This is a genomic window from Saccharothrix obliqua (assembly GCF_019375475.1).
In the GTDB taxonomy this organism is placed as follows: Bacteria; Actinomycetota; Actinomycetes; order Mycobacteriales; family Pseudonocardiaceae; genus Actinosynnema; species Actinosynnema obliqua.
The window spans coordinates 38,479-54,248 of the sequence record NZ_JAHXGQ010000008.1; the positions used below are offsets into that span (position 1 = coordinate 38,479).

Annotated in this window: 11 protein-coding genes; 6 read left to right on the forward strand and 5 right to left on the reverse strand. The window is 75.7% G+C overall.

Going from position 1 to position 15,770, the window contains the following annotated elements:
- Positions 1–60 precede the first annotated feature (60 nt).
- The 3 genes from KZQ38_RS24090 to KZQ38_RS24100 all read left to right on the forward strand — a co-directional run bounded on the left by KZQ38_RS24090 (position 61) and on the right by KZQ38_RS24100 (position 2,037).
- On the forward strand, positions 61–1,143 hold the full coding sequence (locus tag KZQ38_RS24090; protein WP_219444744.1) for an NAD-dependent epimerase/dehydratase family protein: 1,083 nt from the start codon (positions 61–63) through the stop codon (positions 1,141–1,143).
- Positions 1,144–1,238: 95 nt separating this feature from the next.
- Positions 1,239–1,862 (forward strand): helix-turn-helix transcriptional regulator, encoded by a 624-nt coding sequence (locus KZQ38_RS24095; RefSeq protein ID WP_308258566.1) that lies wholly within the window; start codon positions 1,239–1,241, stop codon positions 1,860–1,862.
- Between the two features lies 1 nt (position 1,863).
- Positions 1,864–2,037: a hypothetical protein gene (locus KZQ38_RS24100; RefSeq protein WP_219444747.1), complete on the forward strand. Its 174-nt coding sequence runs from the start codon at positions 1,864–1,866 to the stop codon at positions 2,035–2,037.
- Positions 2,038–2,272: 235 nt separating this feature from the next.
- Here the strand turns inward: KZQ38_RS24100 and KZQ38_RS24105 are convergent, their stop codons facing one another.
- Together KZQ38_RS24105 and KZQ38_RS24110 are read right to left on the reverse strand one after the other, a co-directional pair.
- Positions 2,273–5,686, reverse strand: a complete 3,414-nt coding sequence (locus KZQ38_RS24105) for an ATP-binding protein (RefSeq protein ID WP_219444749.1) — start codon at positions 5,684–5,686, stop codon at positions 2,273–2,275.
- Positions 5,683–8,961 (reverse strand): ATP-binding protein, encoded by a 3,279-nt coding sequence (locus tag KZQ38_RS24110; RefSeq protein WP_219444751.1) that lies wholly within the window; start codon positions 8,959–8,961, stop codon positions 5,683–5,685. The genes KZQ38_RS24105 and KZQ38_RS24110 overlap by 4 nt, the downstream gene beginning before the upstream one ends.
- Positions 8,962–9,674: 713 nt before the next feature.
- On the opposite strand from KZQ38_RS24110, the gene KZQ38_RS24115 reads away from it, so the two are divergent.
- Both KZQ38_RS24115 and KZQ38_RS24120 read left to right on the forward strand, forming a co-directional pair.
- A complete protein-coding gene (locus KZQ38_RS24115; protein ID WP_219444753.1) occupies positions 9,675–10,601 on the forward strand; it encodes a LysR family transcriptional regulator in 927 nt (308 codons plus the stop codon).
- Positions 10,602–10,906: 305 nt separating this feature from the next.
- Positions 10,907–11,107 carry a cold-shock protein gene (locus KZQ38_RS24120; RefSeq protein ID WP_219444755.1) on the forward strand — a complete coding sequence of 67 codons (201 nt, stop codon included), beginning with the start codon at positions 10,907–10,909 and terminating at the stop codon, positions 11,105–11,107.
- Positions 11,108–11,147: 40 nt separating this feature from the next.
- Here the strand turns inward: KZQ38_RS24120 and ligD are convergent, their stop codons facing one another.
- Positions 11,148–12,116, reverse strand: a complete 969-nt coding sequence (gene ligD / locus KZQ38_RS24125) for a non-homologous end-joining DNA ligase (RefSeq protein WP_308258567.1) — start codon at positions 12,114–12,116, stop codon at positions 11,148–11,150.
- A gap of 49 nt (positions 12,117–12,165) precedes the next feature.
- Positions 12,166–12,642, reverse strand: a complete 477-nt coding sequence (locus KZQ38_RS24130) for a hypothetical protein (RefSeq protein WP_219444756.1) — start codon at positions 12,640–12,642, stop codon at positions 12,166–12,168.
- Between the two features lie 489 nt (positions 12,643–13,131).
- Between KZQ38_RS24130 and KZQ38_RS24135 the strand changes: the two genes are divergently transcribed.
- Positions 13,132–14,766 (forward strand): amidohydrolase, encoded by a 1,635-nt coding sequence (locus tag KZQ38_RS24135; RefSeq protein WP_219444757.1) that lies wholly within the window; start codon positions 13,132–13,134, stop codon positions 14,764–14,766.
- Here KZQ38_RS24135 and KZQ38_RS24140 read toward each other — a convergent pair.
- The gene (locus KZQ38_RS24140; protein WP_219444759.1) at positions 14,753–15,721 is read right to left on the reverse strand and encodes a helix-turn-helix transcriptional regulator; all 969 of its coding nucleotides are present in this window, start codon (positions 15,719–15,721) and stop codon (positions 14,753–14,755) included. The genes KZQ38_RS24135 and KZQ38_RS24140 overlap by 14 nt on opposite strands.
- Positions 15,722–15,770 lie beyond the last annotated feature (49 nt).

Below are 15,770 nucleotides of genomic sequence, written 5' to 3' on the forward strand. Positions count from 1 at the left end.
CCGGACACCTGCGGCAGGCACACCATCGAGGTGTACGACGAAGCGAGCGGAGGAGGCGACATGGACATCGCCGTGGTCACCGGACCGGCCGGAGTGGTCGGCGGCGCGGCCGTGCGGGTGCTGTCGACCCGGTTCGACCTCGTGGTCGGGCTCGGCGGCCCACCGCGTCGTGGCACGCCGAACGGCGTCCACCACCACCCGGTGGACTTGCGTGATCCCGAAGCGGTGTCCCGGGCGTTGGCCGAGTACGGCGCGGATGTGCGACTGGTCGTCCACACGGCCGCGCACCCCGCCCATCCCACCGCCGGTCCGCCGGGCGCGTTCGACCCCGCCGCGCACACCACGGTCGCCCTGCTGGAGGCGGTCCGGGCGCACTGCCCGGACGCGGTGTTCGCGCTGGACTCCGCGATCGACGTCTACGGCGACCTGTCGCGCGGGTTGCCGCTGGTGGAAGCCCCCACCCGCTGGGAGCTGGACCCGGTGCACCGGTGGCACGACCACGGCGTGGACGAGTCGGTCCCGCTCGGTCGCGCGGACCGGTCGCTCCCGGCGCTGTCCCTGCTCGCGGCCGATCTCGCCGCGCAGGACCACGGTCGGCGGCACGGCCTCGCGGTCGGCGTGTTCCGCTCCGGCCCGCTGACCTCCGCCGAGCACGCCCCGCCCGGCCGGCACGGGTTCGTGTCGCGGCTCGTGCGGGACGCCGTGCGCGGCACGCCGTTCGCCATCCGCGGCCACGGCGGCAAGCAGGTGCGGGACGTGCTGGACGCGGCCGACCTGGTGGAGATGATCTGGCACTTCTACCGCGCGCCGCGCCCCGGCGAGGTCTACCACGCCGGTGGCGGCCGGGACCGCGGCCACTCGGTGCTGGAGGTCATCGGCGAGTACGAGCACCTGACCGGTCGCGAGGTGCGGTTCGAGTACGACCCGGAACCCGGTTATGCGGACGGCCGGTGGTGGCTCACCGACACCCGCCGCTTCCGCCGGCACTACCCCGCCTGGCGGCCGACCCGCGGCCTGGTGGACGTGCTGGCCGCGGCGCACCGGTACTGGAGCGGCTTCGGCGCGGATGGCGGTCTTGACCGCGCGCCGACGTCGGAGTTTGCTGGCAGCACCCTCGCCACGGTTCGCTTGAACCGGCTCTGAAGGTCTTCTGAAGAACCGCTGTAGACGCGTTTGAGAAGACGTGAAGCCGCGCCTCGCACACTCGGATGTGCAATCCGGGACTGTGGGAGGCAGTGGTGGACAAGCGAGTTCGGGTCGTCGTCCAAGCCGCGGATCAGCTCAGCATGGCGGGTCTGACCAGTTTCCTCGGGGCGCGGCCCGAGGTCGCCCTGGTCGGTCCGGACCGCTGGGCCGAGGCCGAGGTCGCGGTGGTGGCGGTGAGCAGGTTGGGCGAGGAGGTCGCCGCCCGGTTGCGCGGGCTGGCGGCGCAGGTTCGGGTACCCGTGGTGCTGGTGCTCGACGAGATCGGCGAGGCGGACGTGCTGACCGCCGTGGAGTGCCGCGCGGTGGCGATCCTGCCGCGGGCGGGCGCGACGGGGGACCGGGTGCTGCGCGCCGTGCTCGCCGCCGCGTCCGGTGGCGGCGTGATGCCGCCGAACATGGTGGCCGAACTCCTCGACCACGTGCGGAGGTTGCAGCGGCAGCTGGTGGCGCCCGCGTCGGAGCGCGGCAAGCTCACCAACCGCGAGGTCGAGGTGCTGCGGCTGATGGCGGACGGGCTGGACACCGCCGAGATCGCCTCCACGCTGTGCTACTCGGAGCGGACCATCAAGAACGTGTTCTACGGGATCACCAGCCGGCTCAACCTGCGCAACCGGCCGCACGCCGTCGCCTACGCGTTGCGCAAGGGCGTGATCTGAGGTGGCCGCGCCGACCGCCGACGCGGCGCGGCTGCGGCACGTGGTGGACCTGGTGGTGCGTGCCCGCCGCTCGCGGGTCCGGCCCGCGCCCGTGACGGCGGAGTGGACGATGTCGGACCGCGGCGTGATCGAGGCGGTGTCCGCCGACGAGGCGGAGGGGGCGTCCGAGCGGTGACGCGGGCCGTGGGACGTGGACCGACCGGTCGGGGGCCGGTCGGTGGATCGTCCGAACCGTTGGCAGCGGGCCGGTCGGGCGCGGGTGCGTCGAGTGTGGACCGGCCGGGTGCGGGTCGACGGGACGCGGGCCGGCCGGGCGAGGGCCGGGCGGACCGGGACGGGGCGGCGCAGGGGGTCGCCCGGGGACCGGGGGCGGGCGGCGGGGGAGCGCGGCTCCTCCGCCGCCCGGTGCGTCAGCCGCCGGTGATGCGGCGGACGTCCCACGCGGCGCCGAGCCCGCGGTAGAGCGCGACCGCCTCCCGCCGGGTGTCCGCCGCCTCCGCGCCGCGACCCCGCCGCTCCAGCAGCACCGCGCCGTCCTCCAGGGTCTGCGCCAACTCGTAGGTGCGGCCGACCGACCGGTAGTGGGCGGCCACGTCGAGCAGCCCGTCCGGGTCTTCGTCGAACAGGCACCGGCAGCGCCGCGCCGCCGCCGCGGCCCGTGCCACCGAGGTCTCCCGACCGGCCTCCTCCTCGCACGCCTCGACCGCGTCGCGGGCCGCGGCGCGGTCGCCGCAGTGCAGCGCCATGCGCACCAGCTCGGGCAACCACTGGTGGCGCAGCGTCGTCTCCACGGCACGCGCGGCGTCCAGCATCCCGCCGAGCAACCGCACCGCGCCCGGGTGGTCGCCCGCGCGCGCGGCGGCCGTCGCCTGCGCCGCCAGCAGGAAATCGCAGTTCTCCAGGTACGCCACCGTCACCAGGGGCAGCTCGCCGCCGGCCGCGAGGTGCGCCCGGAGCCGGACGTCGTCATCGCGGTGCACCGCGATCAACGCGGCCACGCCGTGCAGCAGCACCGGACCGCCCTCGCGCAACCCGAACCCGGTCAGCTCCGGGTCGTCCGCGAGCAGCTGATCCAGCCGCCCCACCGCCTCGTCCCAACCACCCAGCCAGAACTGGTGCACGGCCGCGCCGAGGTGCAGGCCCGCCACCGGTGTGCCCGGACCGGCCACGGCGAACGCCTGGCGCAGCGTGTCCGTCGCCTCGGTCAGCCGGTCCAGGCACTGGAGGGTGAACACCCGGTTGTCCAAAAGCACCAGCCGCAGGTCGGTGAAGCCCTGGTCGGTGCCGACGACCTCCAGCGCCTGGTCGAGGTAGCCGACGGCACGCACGTAGTCCCGCCGCACGACGTCGACCTGCCACAGCACCTCCAGCGCCTGGCCGATGGCGAACGGGTCGCCCGCGCGCCGCCCCGCCTCGATGGCCAGGCGCGCGCTCGCCGCCGACGCGTCCAGCTCGCCCACGCCCGCCCGCTGCACCAGCGCGCGCAACGACAGCAGCCGCGCCCGCCAGGTGTCGGTGAGCACCGGGTCGGCGAGCGCTTCGTCCAGCGCTTCCAACGCGTCACGCGGGCGGGAAGCGCGGAACGGCACGTACGCCAGCGTCCAGCGCGCCTCGGCGATCCGGTCCGGGTCGCGCAGCCGGGGCAGGGCGCGCCGGGTCTGCTCCTCGGCCTCGGCGTCGTGCCCGATCCGGAACAACGCGGTGCCCAGGTAGGCGGTCAGCACCGGGTACCGGTCGTCCTGGCCGTCGGCCGAGCGGATGCAGCGGTGCAGCAGCTCGACCGCCACCAGCGGCGCCCGGTGCACCAGCGTGGGCGCGCGTGCCACCAGCCACGGCACCGCCCACGCGCCGATCTCGTCCGAGATGGCCAGCAACTGCCCGGCCACGCGCTCGGCGGGCGCGTCGACCCGCGCGAGCGCCTGCGCCGCCTGCCGGTGCAGCGCGGTGCGCACCGGCGGCGGTGTCCTCTCGTACAACGCCTGCCGCAGCACCGGGTGGCGGAAGGCGACGCGTGGCCCGGCGTCACGCAGCACGCCCGCAGCGATGGCCTCCGTGAACGCCGGCAGCAGGGCGGGCACCGGCCGGTCGAGCACCAGCGACAGGTCGCCGACGGCGAACTCACCGCCGAGCAGCGCCGCGAACCGCAACACCTCGCGGGTCGGCGCGGACACGAAGTCCAGCCGGTCGGCCACCGCCGACACCAACGACGGCGGCGTGCGGTCCAGGACGTCGGGCGACACGTCCGCCAGCCCCGTGTCGTACCGGATGGCCCGCTCGCGCACCAGGGTCTCGGCGACCTCCCGCGCGTACAGCGGGTTGCCGCCCGCCCACGTCGCGATCCGGCGCAGCACCGGACCGGGCTCGCCGCCCACCAGCGCGGCCACCACGCCCGCCACCGCGGCGTCGCTCAGCGGGGCGAGGTCGAGCACCACGCCGCCGCGCTCCACGTCCCGCCGCAACCGCGTCACACCGCCGTGGCGCGGCACCGGCCGAGCCGCGGCGATCAGCAGCAGCGGCAGCCGGCGGGTGCTCGCGACGAGCCGCCGCCACAGCTCCACGCTGTCCTCGTCGGCCCACTGGACGTCGTCCAGCGCCAGCACCAGCGGCCCGTCACCGCACAGCTCCTCCACCAGCGCCACCAGCCGGTCGACGGCCTGCGCGGTCGGGTCGGCGCCGGCGAACACCGAGCCGGACGCGGGCCGCCGGTCCCGCAGCTCCCGCGCGGCCTCCGCGCGCCGCGGATCGGGCGAGCGCACGTCCACGCCCAGGCAGTCCAGCGCCGGCCGCAGCGGGAACCGGGGGCTCAGCTCGTCGGCCACGGCGTGCGCCACCGGGAAGCCCGCGGCGGCGGCGCGGGCCAGCGCCACGTCCAGCAGGGTCGACTTGCCGATGCCCATCTCGCCCTCGACCCACAGCGCGCCGCCCCGGCCGGCGGTGAGGTCGGCGATCAGCTCCCGCACGACGCCGATCTCGTCGGCGCGGCCGAACAACACGGGTTCGACCGGCACGGCGACGGGCGGTGCCGACACCCGCACGGCCTCCCGGCGGGGTTCGGGCCGCGTGCCCAGCACCCGCTCGTGCGCGGCACGCAGGCCGGGACCGGGTTCCACGTCGAGTTCGTCCCGCAGCACGCGCCGGGCCTCGCGGAACACCTCCAGCGCCTCGGCGCCCCGGCCCGCCCGGTGCAGTGCCGACATCAGCAGCTCGCGGGCGTGCTCCCGCAGCGGTTCCTCGGTCACCAGCGCGCCCAGCTCGGCGATCACGTCGCGGTGCGCGCCGGTCGCCAGCGCGGCCTCGGCCCGCAGCTCGCGGGCCGCGCTGCGCGCGTCGCCGAGCCGAGCCCGGTAAGCCCGCGCGAACGGGCCGTCCAGCCCGGCCAGCGGGGTGCCGTGCCACAACGCCAAAGCCTCGTCCAGCGACCGGACGGCCTCCTCCGGCACGCCGCTGTCGAGCTGCCGCCGCGCCTGCTGCCGCAGCTCCTCGAACGCGGCCACGTCCGACGCGGTCGCGTCCATGACCAACCGGTAGCCGGACCCGGCCGACTCCAGCAGGCGGGACGGCACGCCGCGGGGCCGTTCCGGCTCCAACGCCTTGCGCAGCACCGAGACGTACGTGTAGACGCTGCCCTCGGCGGTGGCCGGCGCGTCGTCGCCCCACACGGCGCGGATCAGCTCGTCGCGGCGCACCACCGCGCCCGGCCGCAGCGCCAGCACGGCGAACACACCGCGCTGGCGGGCCGAGCCCAGCGCGACCTCCCGCTCACCCGCCCAGGCCCGCACCTGGCCCAGCAGCGCGACCCGGAGCGGTGGTGCCGAGGCCGTCATCCCGTTCTGCCCTCCTGCGACGCGGCCCGGTGAAGGGCCCGATCGGTGTCGAGCACCGCGCCGAGCCGGTGGTAACCCGCCACCGCCTCCTCCAACGCGGTCCGCGCGGCGGTGAGCCGCCCGCGTGCGGCGAGCAGCGCGGCGGCGTCCTCCAGCGCCTCGGCGAGTTCCACGGGGCGGCCGACCTCGCGGTAGCGCCGCGCGGCGGCCAGCACGGGGTCCGGGTCGCCGTCGACCAGCCCGAGGCAGCGCAGCGCGGCGGCGGCGGCACCGCCGGGCCGCCGCTCCAGCTCGGCGTCGGCCGCGCCCATCGCGGCGACGCGCACCGCGAGGTCGCGCCGCCCGGCGCCCAGCGCCAGCCGGGTGAGCAGCGGCAGCCACTGGTGCCTGCCCGCGGTCCGGGGTGTCGGCAGCAGCCGCTGCGCCAGGGCCAGCGCCCGCTCCGGCTGCCCGGCCGCCTCCGCGCGCAGCGCCTCGGCGACGAACACGTAGCAGTGGCCGTCGGCGGGAGCGCGCCCGATGACCGGGATGCCGCCGACCTCGCCCCGGCGGGCGGCGACCAGCGCGGCGGCGCAGCCCGTCACGGCGTCCCACCGGCCCAGCCAGTAGTCGTGCGTGGCGGCGGCCGTGCGCAGCGCCTCCGACCCGTCGTCCGCCGCGAGACCCGCGCGCAGCACGGCGTCGGCGTCGGCGAGCCGGTCGAGGTGCCGCAGCGTGGCGGCCTTGTCGGCGGTCAACCGGGCGTGCCAGTCACGCAGGTCGGCGCGGTCGGCCACGGCGGACAGGCCGCGGTCGACGCACACCAGCGCGCCGTCGTGGTCCAGGCGCGTGGCGTGCGCCAGCCACAGCGCCCGCCACGCGTGTGCCGACGCGTAGGCGTCGTCCGCCTCCTCGGCGTGGCGCAACGCGAGCCGGGCCATCCGCTCCGCCTCCTCGCCCGAGGCGTGCGGCGGGGTGGACAGCAACGCCGCCACCCGTGCCCGCCACACGGCGGGCACGTCCTCCTCGGACACGGCCGCCCGCAACGCCGTCGCGGCCGTCGGGCCGCCCTTCGCGTGCCGCAGGTAACGCAGCATCCACCGCATCTCGGCCGTCAGCTCCGGGTCGTCGGACCGGGCCAGCACGTACCCGGCCTCGGCGTCGGGCCGCCTGCCGAGCCGGAACAGCAGGTCCGCCAACCGCGCCGCGAGCCGTTCCCGGGTCGCCGCGGCCACCGACGGGTGGTCGATGACGGTCCGCAGCAGCCCGGCGGCGAGGTCCGGCGCGCGTTCCGCCAGCACGCGCGCGTGCGCGACCAGCCAGTCCGCCGCCCACGTGTCCACGGCGGTCGGCGCCGCCGCGAGCTGCCGCGCCACCACGTCGACCGGCGCGCCCGCCTCGGCGAGCGACTGCGCGGCCTGGCGGTGCAGCGCGGTGCGGACGGCGGCCGGCATCCCCTGGTACAACGCGTGCCGCAGCAGCGGGTACCGGAACGTGAACCGGGCGCCCGCGTCGGCCAGCACACCCGCCGCCGCGGCCTCGTCCACCGCCGTCACCAGGTCCGAGACCAGCTTGCCCGCGACGGTCGCGGCGTCGCCCAGGGAGAACTCGTCGCCCAGCAGCGACGCCCACCGCAGCACGCCGGTCGCCTCCGGCGACAGGAAGCCCAGCCACTTGGTCAACGCGGGCAGCAGGGTCGGCGGCACCGTCCGCACGCAGTCGCGGTCGAGCAGGCCGTCGACCACGGCCACGCAGTCGCGGAACTCGATCCGGCCGTCCCGCAGCAACGCGTCCACCAATTCCTTGGTGTAGCGCGGGTTCCCGCCCGCCTTGGCGCACAGCGCACGCAGGTCGGGTCCGGGTGGCGCGCCGATCAGGCCGGTCACCAGCGCCGCCACGTCGGCGGGCGGCAACGCGCCCAGCTCCACCACCCGGCCACCGGTGTCGGCCACCGCGCGCCGCACCCGCGCCACGTCCGCCCGGCGCGGCACCGGGCGTGCCGCGGCGACCAGCAACAGCGGCAGCCGGGCGGGCAGCCGCAGCAACCCCTGCCAGAACCGGACGCTCGCCTCGTCGGCCCACTGCACGCCGTCCACCACGAGGATCAGCGGCCCGTCCGCGCACACCGCGGCCACGTGCTCGGCCAGGCGGTCCACGGCACGCGGCCACTCGTTCGCCAGCGCCGCCCGGTCCACCAGGTGGTCGGCGTGCCCGCCGATCACGTCCAGGGCGTCGAGCACGACCCGCAGCGGCAGCCGCCCGCCCAGCTCGTCGCCGGCGGCCCAGGCCACCCGGCACCCGGCGTCCGCCGCGCCCGCGAGCCCCGCGGCCAGCAGCGCGGACTTCCCGATGCCCGGCTCGCCGGCCAACCACACGGCGCCGCCACGTCCGGCCGCCACGTCGGCGACCGCGTCGCGCAGCACGCCCAGCTCCTCCGCGCGCCCGACGAAACCGGTGCCCACCACCTCGGCCGGCGGCGTCCGCCGCGCCCGCGCCGCGACCGGTTCCAGCACCTCGCGGTGCGCGCGGCGCAGCGCGGGACCGGGTTCGATGCCCATCTCGTCCGCCAGCACGCGTTCCGCCGCGCGGTAGGCCCCCAACGCCTCGCCCTGCCGCCCCTCCCGGTGCAGCGCGGTGACCAGCAGGGCGTGCAGCCCCTCCCGCACCGGGTGCTCGCCGATCAACGCGGTCAGCTCGTCCACCAGCCCGGCGCCGCGGCCCGCGGCCAGCGCGAGCCCGGCGCGCTGCTCGACGGTGGCCAACCGCAGCTCGCCCCACCGCGCCCGCTGCGCCTCGGCGAACGGACCCGGCACCCCGGCCAGCGCTTCGCCGCGCCACAGCGCGAGCGCGTGCTCCAGCTCGTGCAACGCGCCGATGACATCGGTGTCGGCCAACGCCCGCGCTCGTGCGCGGTGCTGCTCGAACCGGTGCACGTCCAGCGACGCGGGGTCGATCCGCAGCGAGTAGCCGCCGCCGGTGGATACCAGGAGGCCGTCCGCCGATCGCGGTGACCGCCGGGGTTCCAGTGCGCGTCGCAGCCCGGACACGTAGCTGTACAACCCGGCCTCGGCCGTGGCGGGTGGCGCGTCGCCCCACACGCCCGTGATCAGTTCCGCCCGGGACACCGCCTGCCCGGCCCGCGTCGCGAGCATCGCGAACACCGCGGACCGCCGGGCGGCGCCGACGTCGACCTCCACACCGTCCCGCCGCGCCCGCACCGGCCCGAGCAGCTCGACCGCGAGCGGGAACCCGGCCGGGCCGGTCACCTCGGCCCACCGGGCGGGAGCATCCGCCATGTCGTCTCCGCGCACACCCTTCGCGGTAATCGCCACGCCTTCCGGGGCGTGCTCCCGATCATGCCCGGTCGGCGCGCCGGAGCGGCGCGGACCCGCCGGTCCCCCGGGTCGAACCGCTCCGGACCACGCGGACCCGACGCGGGTGGAGCGGACGGCGATGAGTGGAGACGCGACCTGACATGACAACGACGCTAACGAGGTCGGCGGCTCTTGTCATCGTTCGGGAACTGTCGGCCGGTGACAGGTTGCGCGAACGTGGAAGGCGAACGGCCGAACGGCGGTTGTGCCGCGTGGCCGGCGGTAAATGCGAACAATATTCCGGTGTGTTCACCGGACACGTCATCCGGCGGGAGGGGGAAACCGGCGAACCCGCGACGCCGCGCGGGAAAGCGGGTGGCGTCGAACGCGGTGCGGTGACCGGCCTCGAACCCCGGTCGCGCACGGGATTCCGGCGGACCCCGCACGCCCGCCGGAACCCGTGCCACCCCCGCGGAGCACGCCCGATCCGGTCCCGCGGACCGGGGTGCCCGCTGCCCGCGGGAAAAGCGGGCGGTGGCGTCGAGCCGAGCGGGACTTCGAGGACGTGCCCAGTGTCCGCCGAAACCGGGGCCGCCGTCCAAGACGCGGCCGCGATGCCCCGATAGGCCGAAACTATTACCCGCTCCCGAGCGCTACTGTCGGGTGCGGAACGGTGGCCCGGGTAGGGGGCGATCATGGTGGAGCTGCGCCATCTGCGCTATTTCCTGGCCGTTGTCGAGGAGAACGGCTTCACCCGGGCGGCGGCCCGCCTGCACATCAGCCAACCCACGCTCAGCCAGCAGATCCGCGCGTTGGAGCGGTCCATCGGGCACCCGCTGTTCGACCGGCGGCCGGGCGGTCCGCGCCTGACCGCGGCCGGGCGCGCGCTGCTCGAACCGGCCACCCGCGCGATGACGATCGTCAACGACGGTGTCCGCGCCGCGCGGGAAGCCGCCCGCGAGGCCGCCGGCGACCTCCGCGTGGGCATGATCTACGCCGCCGCGGGCGCGTTGACCCAGTCCATCCTGGCGGCCTACTCGGCGGCGTTCCCCGAGGTGCGCCTGCACTTCCGCGCGGAGCTGCCGGTCGCCGCCGCCTACACCGCGCTGACCCGCGACGAGGTGGACGTGGCGTTCACCCGCCTGCCGCTCGACCCCGCGCAGCACGCCTGGCACGTGCTGTACGAGGAGCGCCGCGTCGTGGTCGTGCACGAGCGGCACGCGCTGGCCGACGCCGGTTCCGTGGCGCTGGAGGACATCCTGCCGCTGCCGATCCTCGCCGCGCGGCCCGCGCGCACGCCGACCGCCGTGAGCGACCACTGGCTGCTCAACGACTTCCGCAACGGTCTCGCGCCCGCGCAGTTCGTCACCGAGGCGTGGTCCGTGCCCGAGATCGCGCAGACCATCGCGCACAACCCCGGCGTGATCGCGATGTGCTCGGAGATCGCGCGGACGCAGACCCCGGCCCCCGGTGCGCCGCTGAGGTTCCTGGACGTACCAGAGGCCGGGCTGAGCCAGGCCGTGATCGCGCGCCGCGAGGGCGACCACCGCCCGCACGTGACGGCTTTCTGCCGTCTCGCCGCCACTGTGGCGCGTGGTGTGGGCGGCACCTTGATCGGGTGATCTTGCGCACTCGCCGCCACGTGAGGGCTTTCAGCCGTCCCGCTGTCACCTGGCGCGTGGTGGTGGGGGAACCCTGATCGGGTGATCTGGCGCACCCGCCGCCCGGCCGGGGAACGATTCGGCCCGCGGCGTCGTTGTGCGGTGTGGTCGTCCAAGTACGCGCGGGTGTCGACCACGCGCGTGGAACGATGTTGCGGGTGCCGTTTTCTTTGCCTTGCCGGACAAGCTGGAGAAGTCGCCGTCTGGAACCGACCCGGTCGCCGCGTCCGCGGCGGTCGTACCCAGCCCCAGTGAGGAACAGGAACATGACCCAGGGCACCGTGAAGTGGTTCAACCAGGAGAAGGGCTTCGGCTTCATCTCCCGCGAGGACGGCCCCGACCTCTTCGTGCACTACTCCGACATCGACGCCGCGGGCTACCGCAGCCTGGAGGACAACCAGCGCGTCGAGTTCGAGATCGAGCAGGGCCCCAAGGGCCCGAAGGCGGCCGGCGTCCGCGTCATCTGAGCCGACCGCGCCCCTCGACCCCCTGGGTCGAGGGGCTTTTTCACGCCCGCCGCACGGACGCGGGGTCGATGTCGGGTCGCAGGCCGTGGAACGACGGCTGGCGGAGCCGGTTGTCGCTCGTCCACGCGCGGTAGTGCACGGCGCCCACGAGTTCCGGCCGGACCCAGTGCGCGCGGCGGGCGTACGCGGTGGGCACGGCGTCGTCGAACGGGTTGCCGCCCGCCAGCCGCCGCAACCGGTCGGTCAGGTCGACCAGGAACCGCTCGGTCCACCCCGTGCCGGTGCCCACGTTGCCGACGTACCGGAGGGCGTCGTCCTCGTACACGCCCATCAGCAGCGAGCCGAGGACACCCGCGCGCCTGCCCTGGCCGGGCAGCCACCCGCCGATGACCACGTCCTGCGTGCGTCGCAGCGGGACCTTGGTCCACGCCGGCGAGCGGCGGCCGGGTTCGTAACGCGAGGACGCCCGCTTCACCATGATCCCCTCCAGCCCGTGCTGGTCCGCCACGTGCAGGAGGGTGTCGGGGCTCGTGTCCAGCCAGTAGGGCGGCACCTGGACGGCGTGCTCGCCGGGCAGGGCGAGCGCGGTGAGCAGGGCGCGGCGCTCGGTGTAGGGCGCGGTGAGCAGCGAGCGGTGGTCGAGGTGCAGCAGGTCGAACACGAAGTAGGCGACGCGGGTGGGCCGGGCGAGCGGCGCTGAGCGTTGTTGCAGCAACCCGAAGTCCGGTCGGCCCCGGTCGTCCAGGGCGACCACCTCGCCGTCGAGGACCGCGGCGCGCCCGGCCAAGAGGTCGGGCAGCACCCCGACCTCCGGGTAGGCGCCGATCAGCGGCAGGTCGTTGCGGCTTTGCAGGCGGATGGCGTGCCCGGCGCAGTAGGCCAGCGCGCGGTAGCCGTCCCACTTGAACTCCACCGCCAGGCCCGGTCCCGACGGCACCGGCCCCGTGCTCGCCAGCATCGGGGACAGCCGCGGCAGCGCGTCGATCCCCAGCACGGGCTCCGCCGCCACGTCGGTCACCTCCACCCGGGCACGAGGGTGGATTCATGGTCGCCCGGAATCAGGTGGCCGGCGACCCGATCACCGGGGCCAGGGCGTCGGCGACGGCCCGGGCCGACGCCCACCCGTCGGAGTCGAGCGCGACGTCCACCACCGCGGCGTCCCCGGCGAGGTCGATCGTGGTGTCACCCGGTGCCACGTCCCACACGCGCAGCGGCGTCGTGGCGGGCCGGACCGGCACCACCCGGTGTCCGGAGCGCACGGCCATCACCTGCTCGTCGGACCCGGGCTCGGCACGCACCTGGTCCACCTCGGCCTCGACCCCGGCCGAAGCCAGCAACGCGCACACCGCCTCGGCCAGGCTGGTGGACGCCGTGATGATCCGCGCCCGCCGCTCGATCTCCCGCAGCCGGGCGCTCGGCTGGAGGGCGACCTTCCGCCCGGTCCCGTCGTCCACGGGCGGCGGCGGGGCGTCGAGGCTGTTCCAGCGGTTGCGGGCGTCCAACTCGGCACGTGCCGGATCGGCGGCCTTGGCCATGTGAGCACTCCTCGGGTTCGCGGTGGCCGGTGGAGCCTACGCGATCGGGTTGCTCCGTTCTCCGCATCCCGAACGGCCGTTCGAACGAGCCCGGTCGGGTGTCTTAGCGTCTGCCGGGCCGCGCTCCGCGCCGGCGGGACCGCCCGCGCCGTGCTGGTCGATTCGCACCGGGCGCGCTTCGCGACACCGGGTCGCCCGCCGTGCCGATCGAGCCGCGCGCCGGCGGTACCGCCGGTACCGCCGGTTGGCCGTCAGCGCATTCTTCTTGTCCGGCGCCGCACAGCCACTCGTCGCCCCGTTCCGCCAAGACCGGGGCGTGTCGAGACTGCCTGCGTCGGGGAGTGAGGAGCCGCATGTCCGGGTGTCGCGCAGCAGATCACCGGACCACGCCCTCCGCGCTCCGCCAGCCCGTCTCCGGCGTGCGCGCACGGCTGCCCGGTGCCGCCGCGCGCGGTGGCGCCCACGACTTGACCGGGAAGTGACCGCACCTTGGCAGTCGACCTGATCCTCACCAACGCGACCGTCCACACGGTCGACCGCACCCGCCCCCGGGCGACGGCGCTGGCCGTCGCGGACGGCAAGGTGGTCGCGCTCGAAGAGGTCGAGCGCGGACCGGACACCGAGGTCCGCGACATGGGCGGCGCGTTCGTCATGCCCGGCCTCGTGGACGTGCACAACCACCACGCCCTCGCCGGGCGGGCGGCGTTGTTCGAGCTGACCTTCGGCGGCGACGCCGGGTTCGAGGCGATCCTCGACGCGGTCCGCGAGCGGTCGCGTGGTCTGGGACCCGACGAGTGGGTCATCGGCGGCGCGTGGGCGTCGACCCTGGTGGAGACGCTGTCGCGGGAGTCCGCCCGGCACGCGCTGGACGCGGCGGCGGGTGGGCGGCCGGTCATGCTCGCCGACGACAGCAGGCACAACCGGTGGGTCAGCAGCCGGGCGCTGGAACTGGCCGGCGTCACCGCCGCGACCCCGGACCCGGCGGGTGGCGAGATCGTCCGCGACCCGGTCACCGGCGCACCGACCGGTGTCCTGCTGGAGGCCGCGGGCGTGCAGGTCGCGCGGGCCGTGGGGGAGAGCCACCGGCTCACCGCGGAGCAGCACGCGCAGGCGTCGCGGCACGCCATCGGCGTCCTGCACTCGTACGGCATCACCGCGTTCCAGGACGCCGGCGTGTCGGTCGACATCCTCAACGCGCTCAAGAGCCTCGACGACGCGGGTGAGCTGGACGCCTGGGTCGTGACGTCGCTGCTGGTCAACGACCCGATCTTCGGTTTCGACCCGATCGGCCCGGCACTGCTGGAACTGGGCGGGAAGTACCGCGGCACGCACCACCGGCCGGATTTCGTGAAGATCTTCCTGGACGGCGTGCCGCCGACCCGCACGGCGGCGTTCCTGGACCCCTACCTGCCCGACGACGTGCACGGGGCGTGCTTCCACGGCACCCCGACCATGCCGCCCGCCGAGCTGGAGGACCGGCTGCGCGCCGCCGCCGAGGCGGGGCTGTCCGCCAAGGTCCACTGCACCGGCGACGCCGCGGTCCGCGCGACCCTGGACGCGGTGGCGAAGCTGCGTGCCGAGGGCCACACCGCGACCCGGTTCCAGGTGGCGCACGGCCAGTTCGTGCACCCGGACGACCTGGCGCGGTTCGCCGAACTCGGCGTGGCCGCGGACATCTCGCCGTTCCTGTGGGTGCCCGGCGTCATCCCCGCGGCCATCGCGAACGTGCTGCCCGCCGAGCGCGCGGCCCGGATGCAGCCGAACCGGGCACTGCTCGACAGCGGCGCCCTGGTCGCGGGTGGTTCGGACTGGCCGGTGAGCGAGTCGCCGAACGCCTGGGAGGGCATCCAGGGCCTGGTGACGCGGCAGGACCCGGCGGGCACGCACCCCGGCGCGCTGTGGCCCGAGCAGGCGATCACGCTCGCCGAGGCCGTGGAGGCGTTCACCCTCTCCGGCGCTCGCGCGATGGGCGTGGACGACGTGACCGGCTCCCTGACCCCGGGCAAGTCCGCCGACTTCGTCGTGCTGGACCGCGACCCGTTCGAGGGTCCGGTCTCGGACGTGCACCGGACCGCGGTGACCGAGACGTGGTTCGCCGGCCGCCGGGTGTTCAAGCGCGACTGACGTCCACCGCGCGGAGGCAGCGCTCGGCCTGGGCCCGGAACGCGGCGCCCAGCTCGGGCGGCCCGGCGACCAGGGTGAAGTCGGCGTCGACCGACGTGATCATCCAGACGAGGGCGGCCGGGTCGTCCGCGCCGACGTGCAGCAGGCAGCTATCGGCGTCCACGGGTTCCAACGTGCCCATGCCGGGCCACACGCGGTGCTCGACGGCCTCTACGGGTTCGTGCAGCACCACGGTGGCCTGGCACGGCCACGTGCGCATCGAGAGCTGGTGCGCCAGGTAGGTCGCCACGTCGTCGTAAGGCGGTTGCCGTGGCGTGAAGCGCGGTCCGGTCGGCGTACGGGGCGTCAGCCGGTCCACGCGGAACGTGCGCCAGTCGTCGCGGTCGGTGTCGAACGCCACCAGGTACCAGTGCCGGCCGAAGTTGACCAGCCGGTCCGGTTCGACCAGGCGGGTCGTGCCGGCGCCACGCGGGCTCCGGTAGTCGAAGCGCAGGCGCTCCCGGCGTCGGCAGGCGTCGGCGAGGGCCACGAGCACGTCCGGCGACACCTGCGGGCCGGGTGGCGCACCCGCGCGGACGGTGGCGGTGTGCAGCGTGTTGACCCGGTGCCGGACGCGGGACGGCAGCACCTGCTCCAGCTTGGCCAACGCCCGCAGCGATGGCTCCTCCACCCCCGCGACCGAACCGCCCGCCGCCGTGCGCAGCCCGACCGCGACGGCCACCGCCTCCTCGTCGTCCAGCAGCAGCGGCGGCAGCGCCGCGCCCGCGCCCAGCCGGTAGCCCGCGACGCCCTGGACGGCGTGCACCGGGTACCCGAGTTCCCGCAGGCGTTCCACGTCCCGGCGCACCGTGCGGGTGGTGACCCCGAGGCGCGTGGCGAGTTCGGGGCCCGACCAGTCCCGGCGCGCCTGGAGCAGGGACAGCAGCTTCAGCAGTCTCGCCGAGGTCTCCAGCACGCCGACCAGTGTGCCGGCGCTTAGGAACAGACCTGTCCTAGGAGGCTCC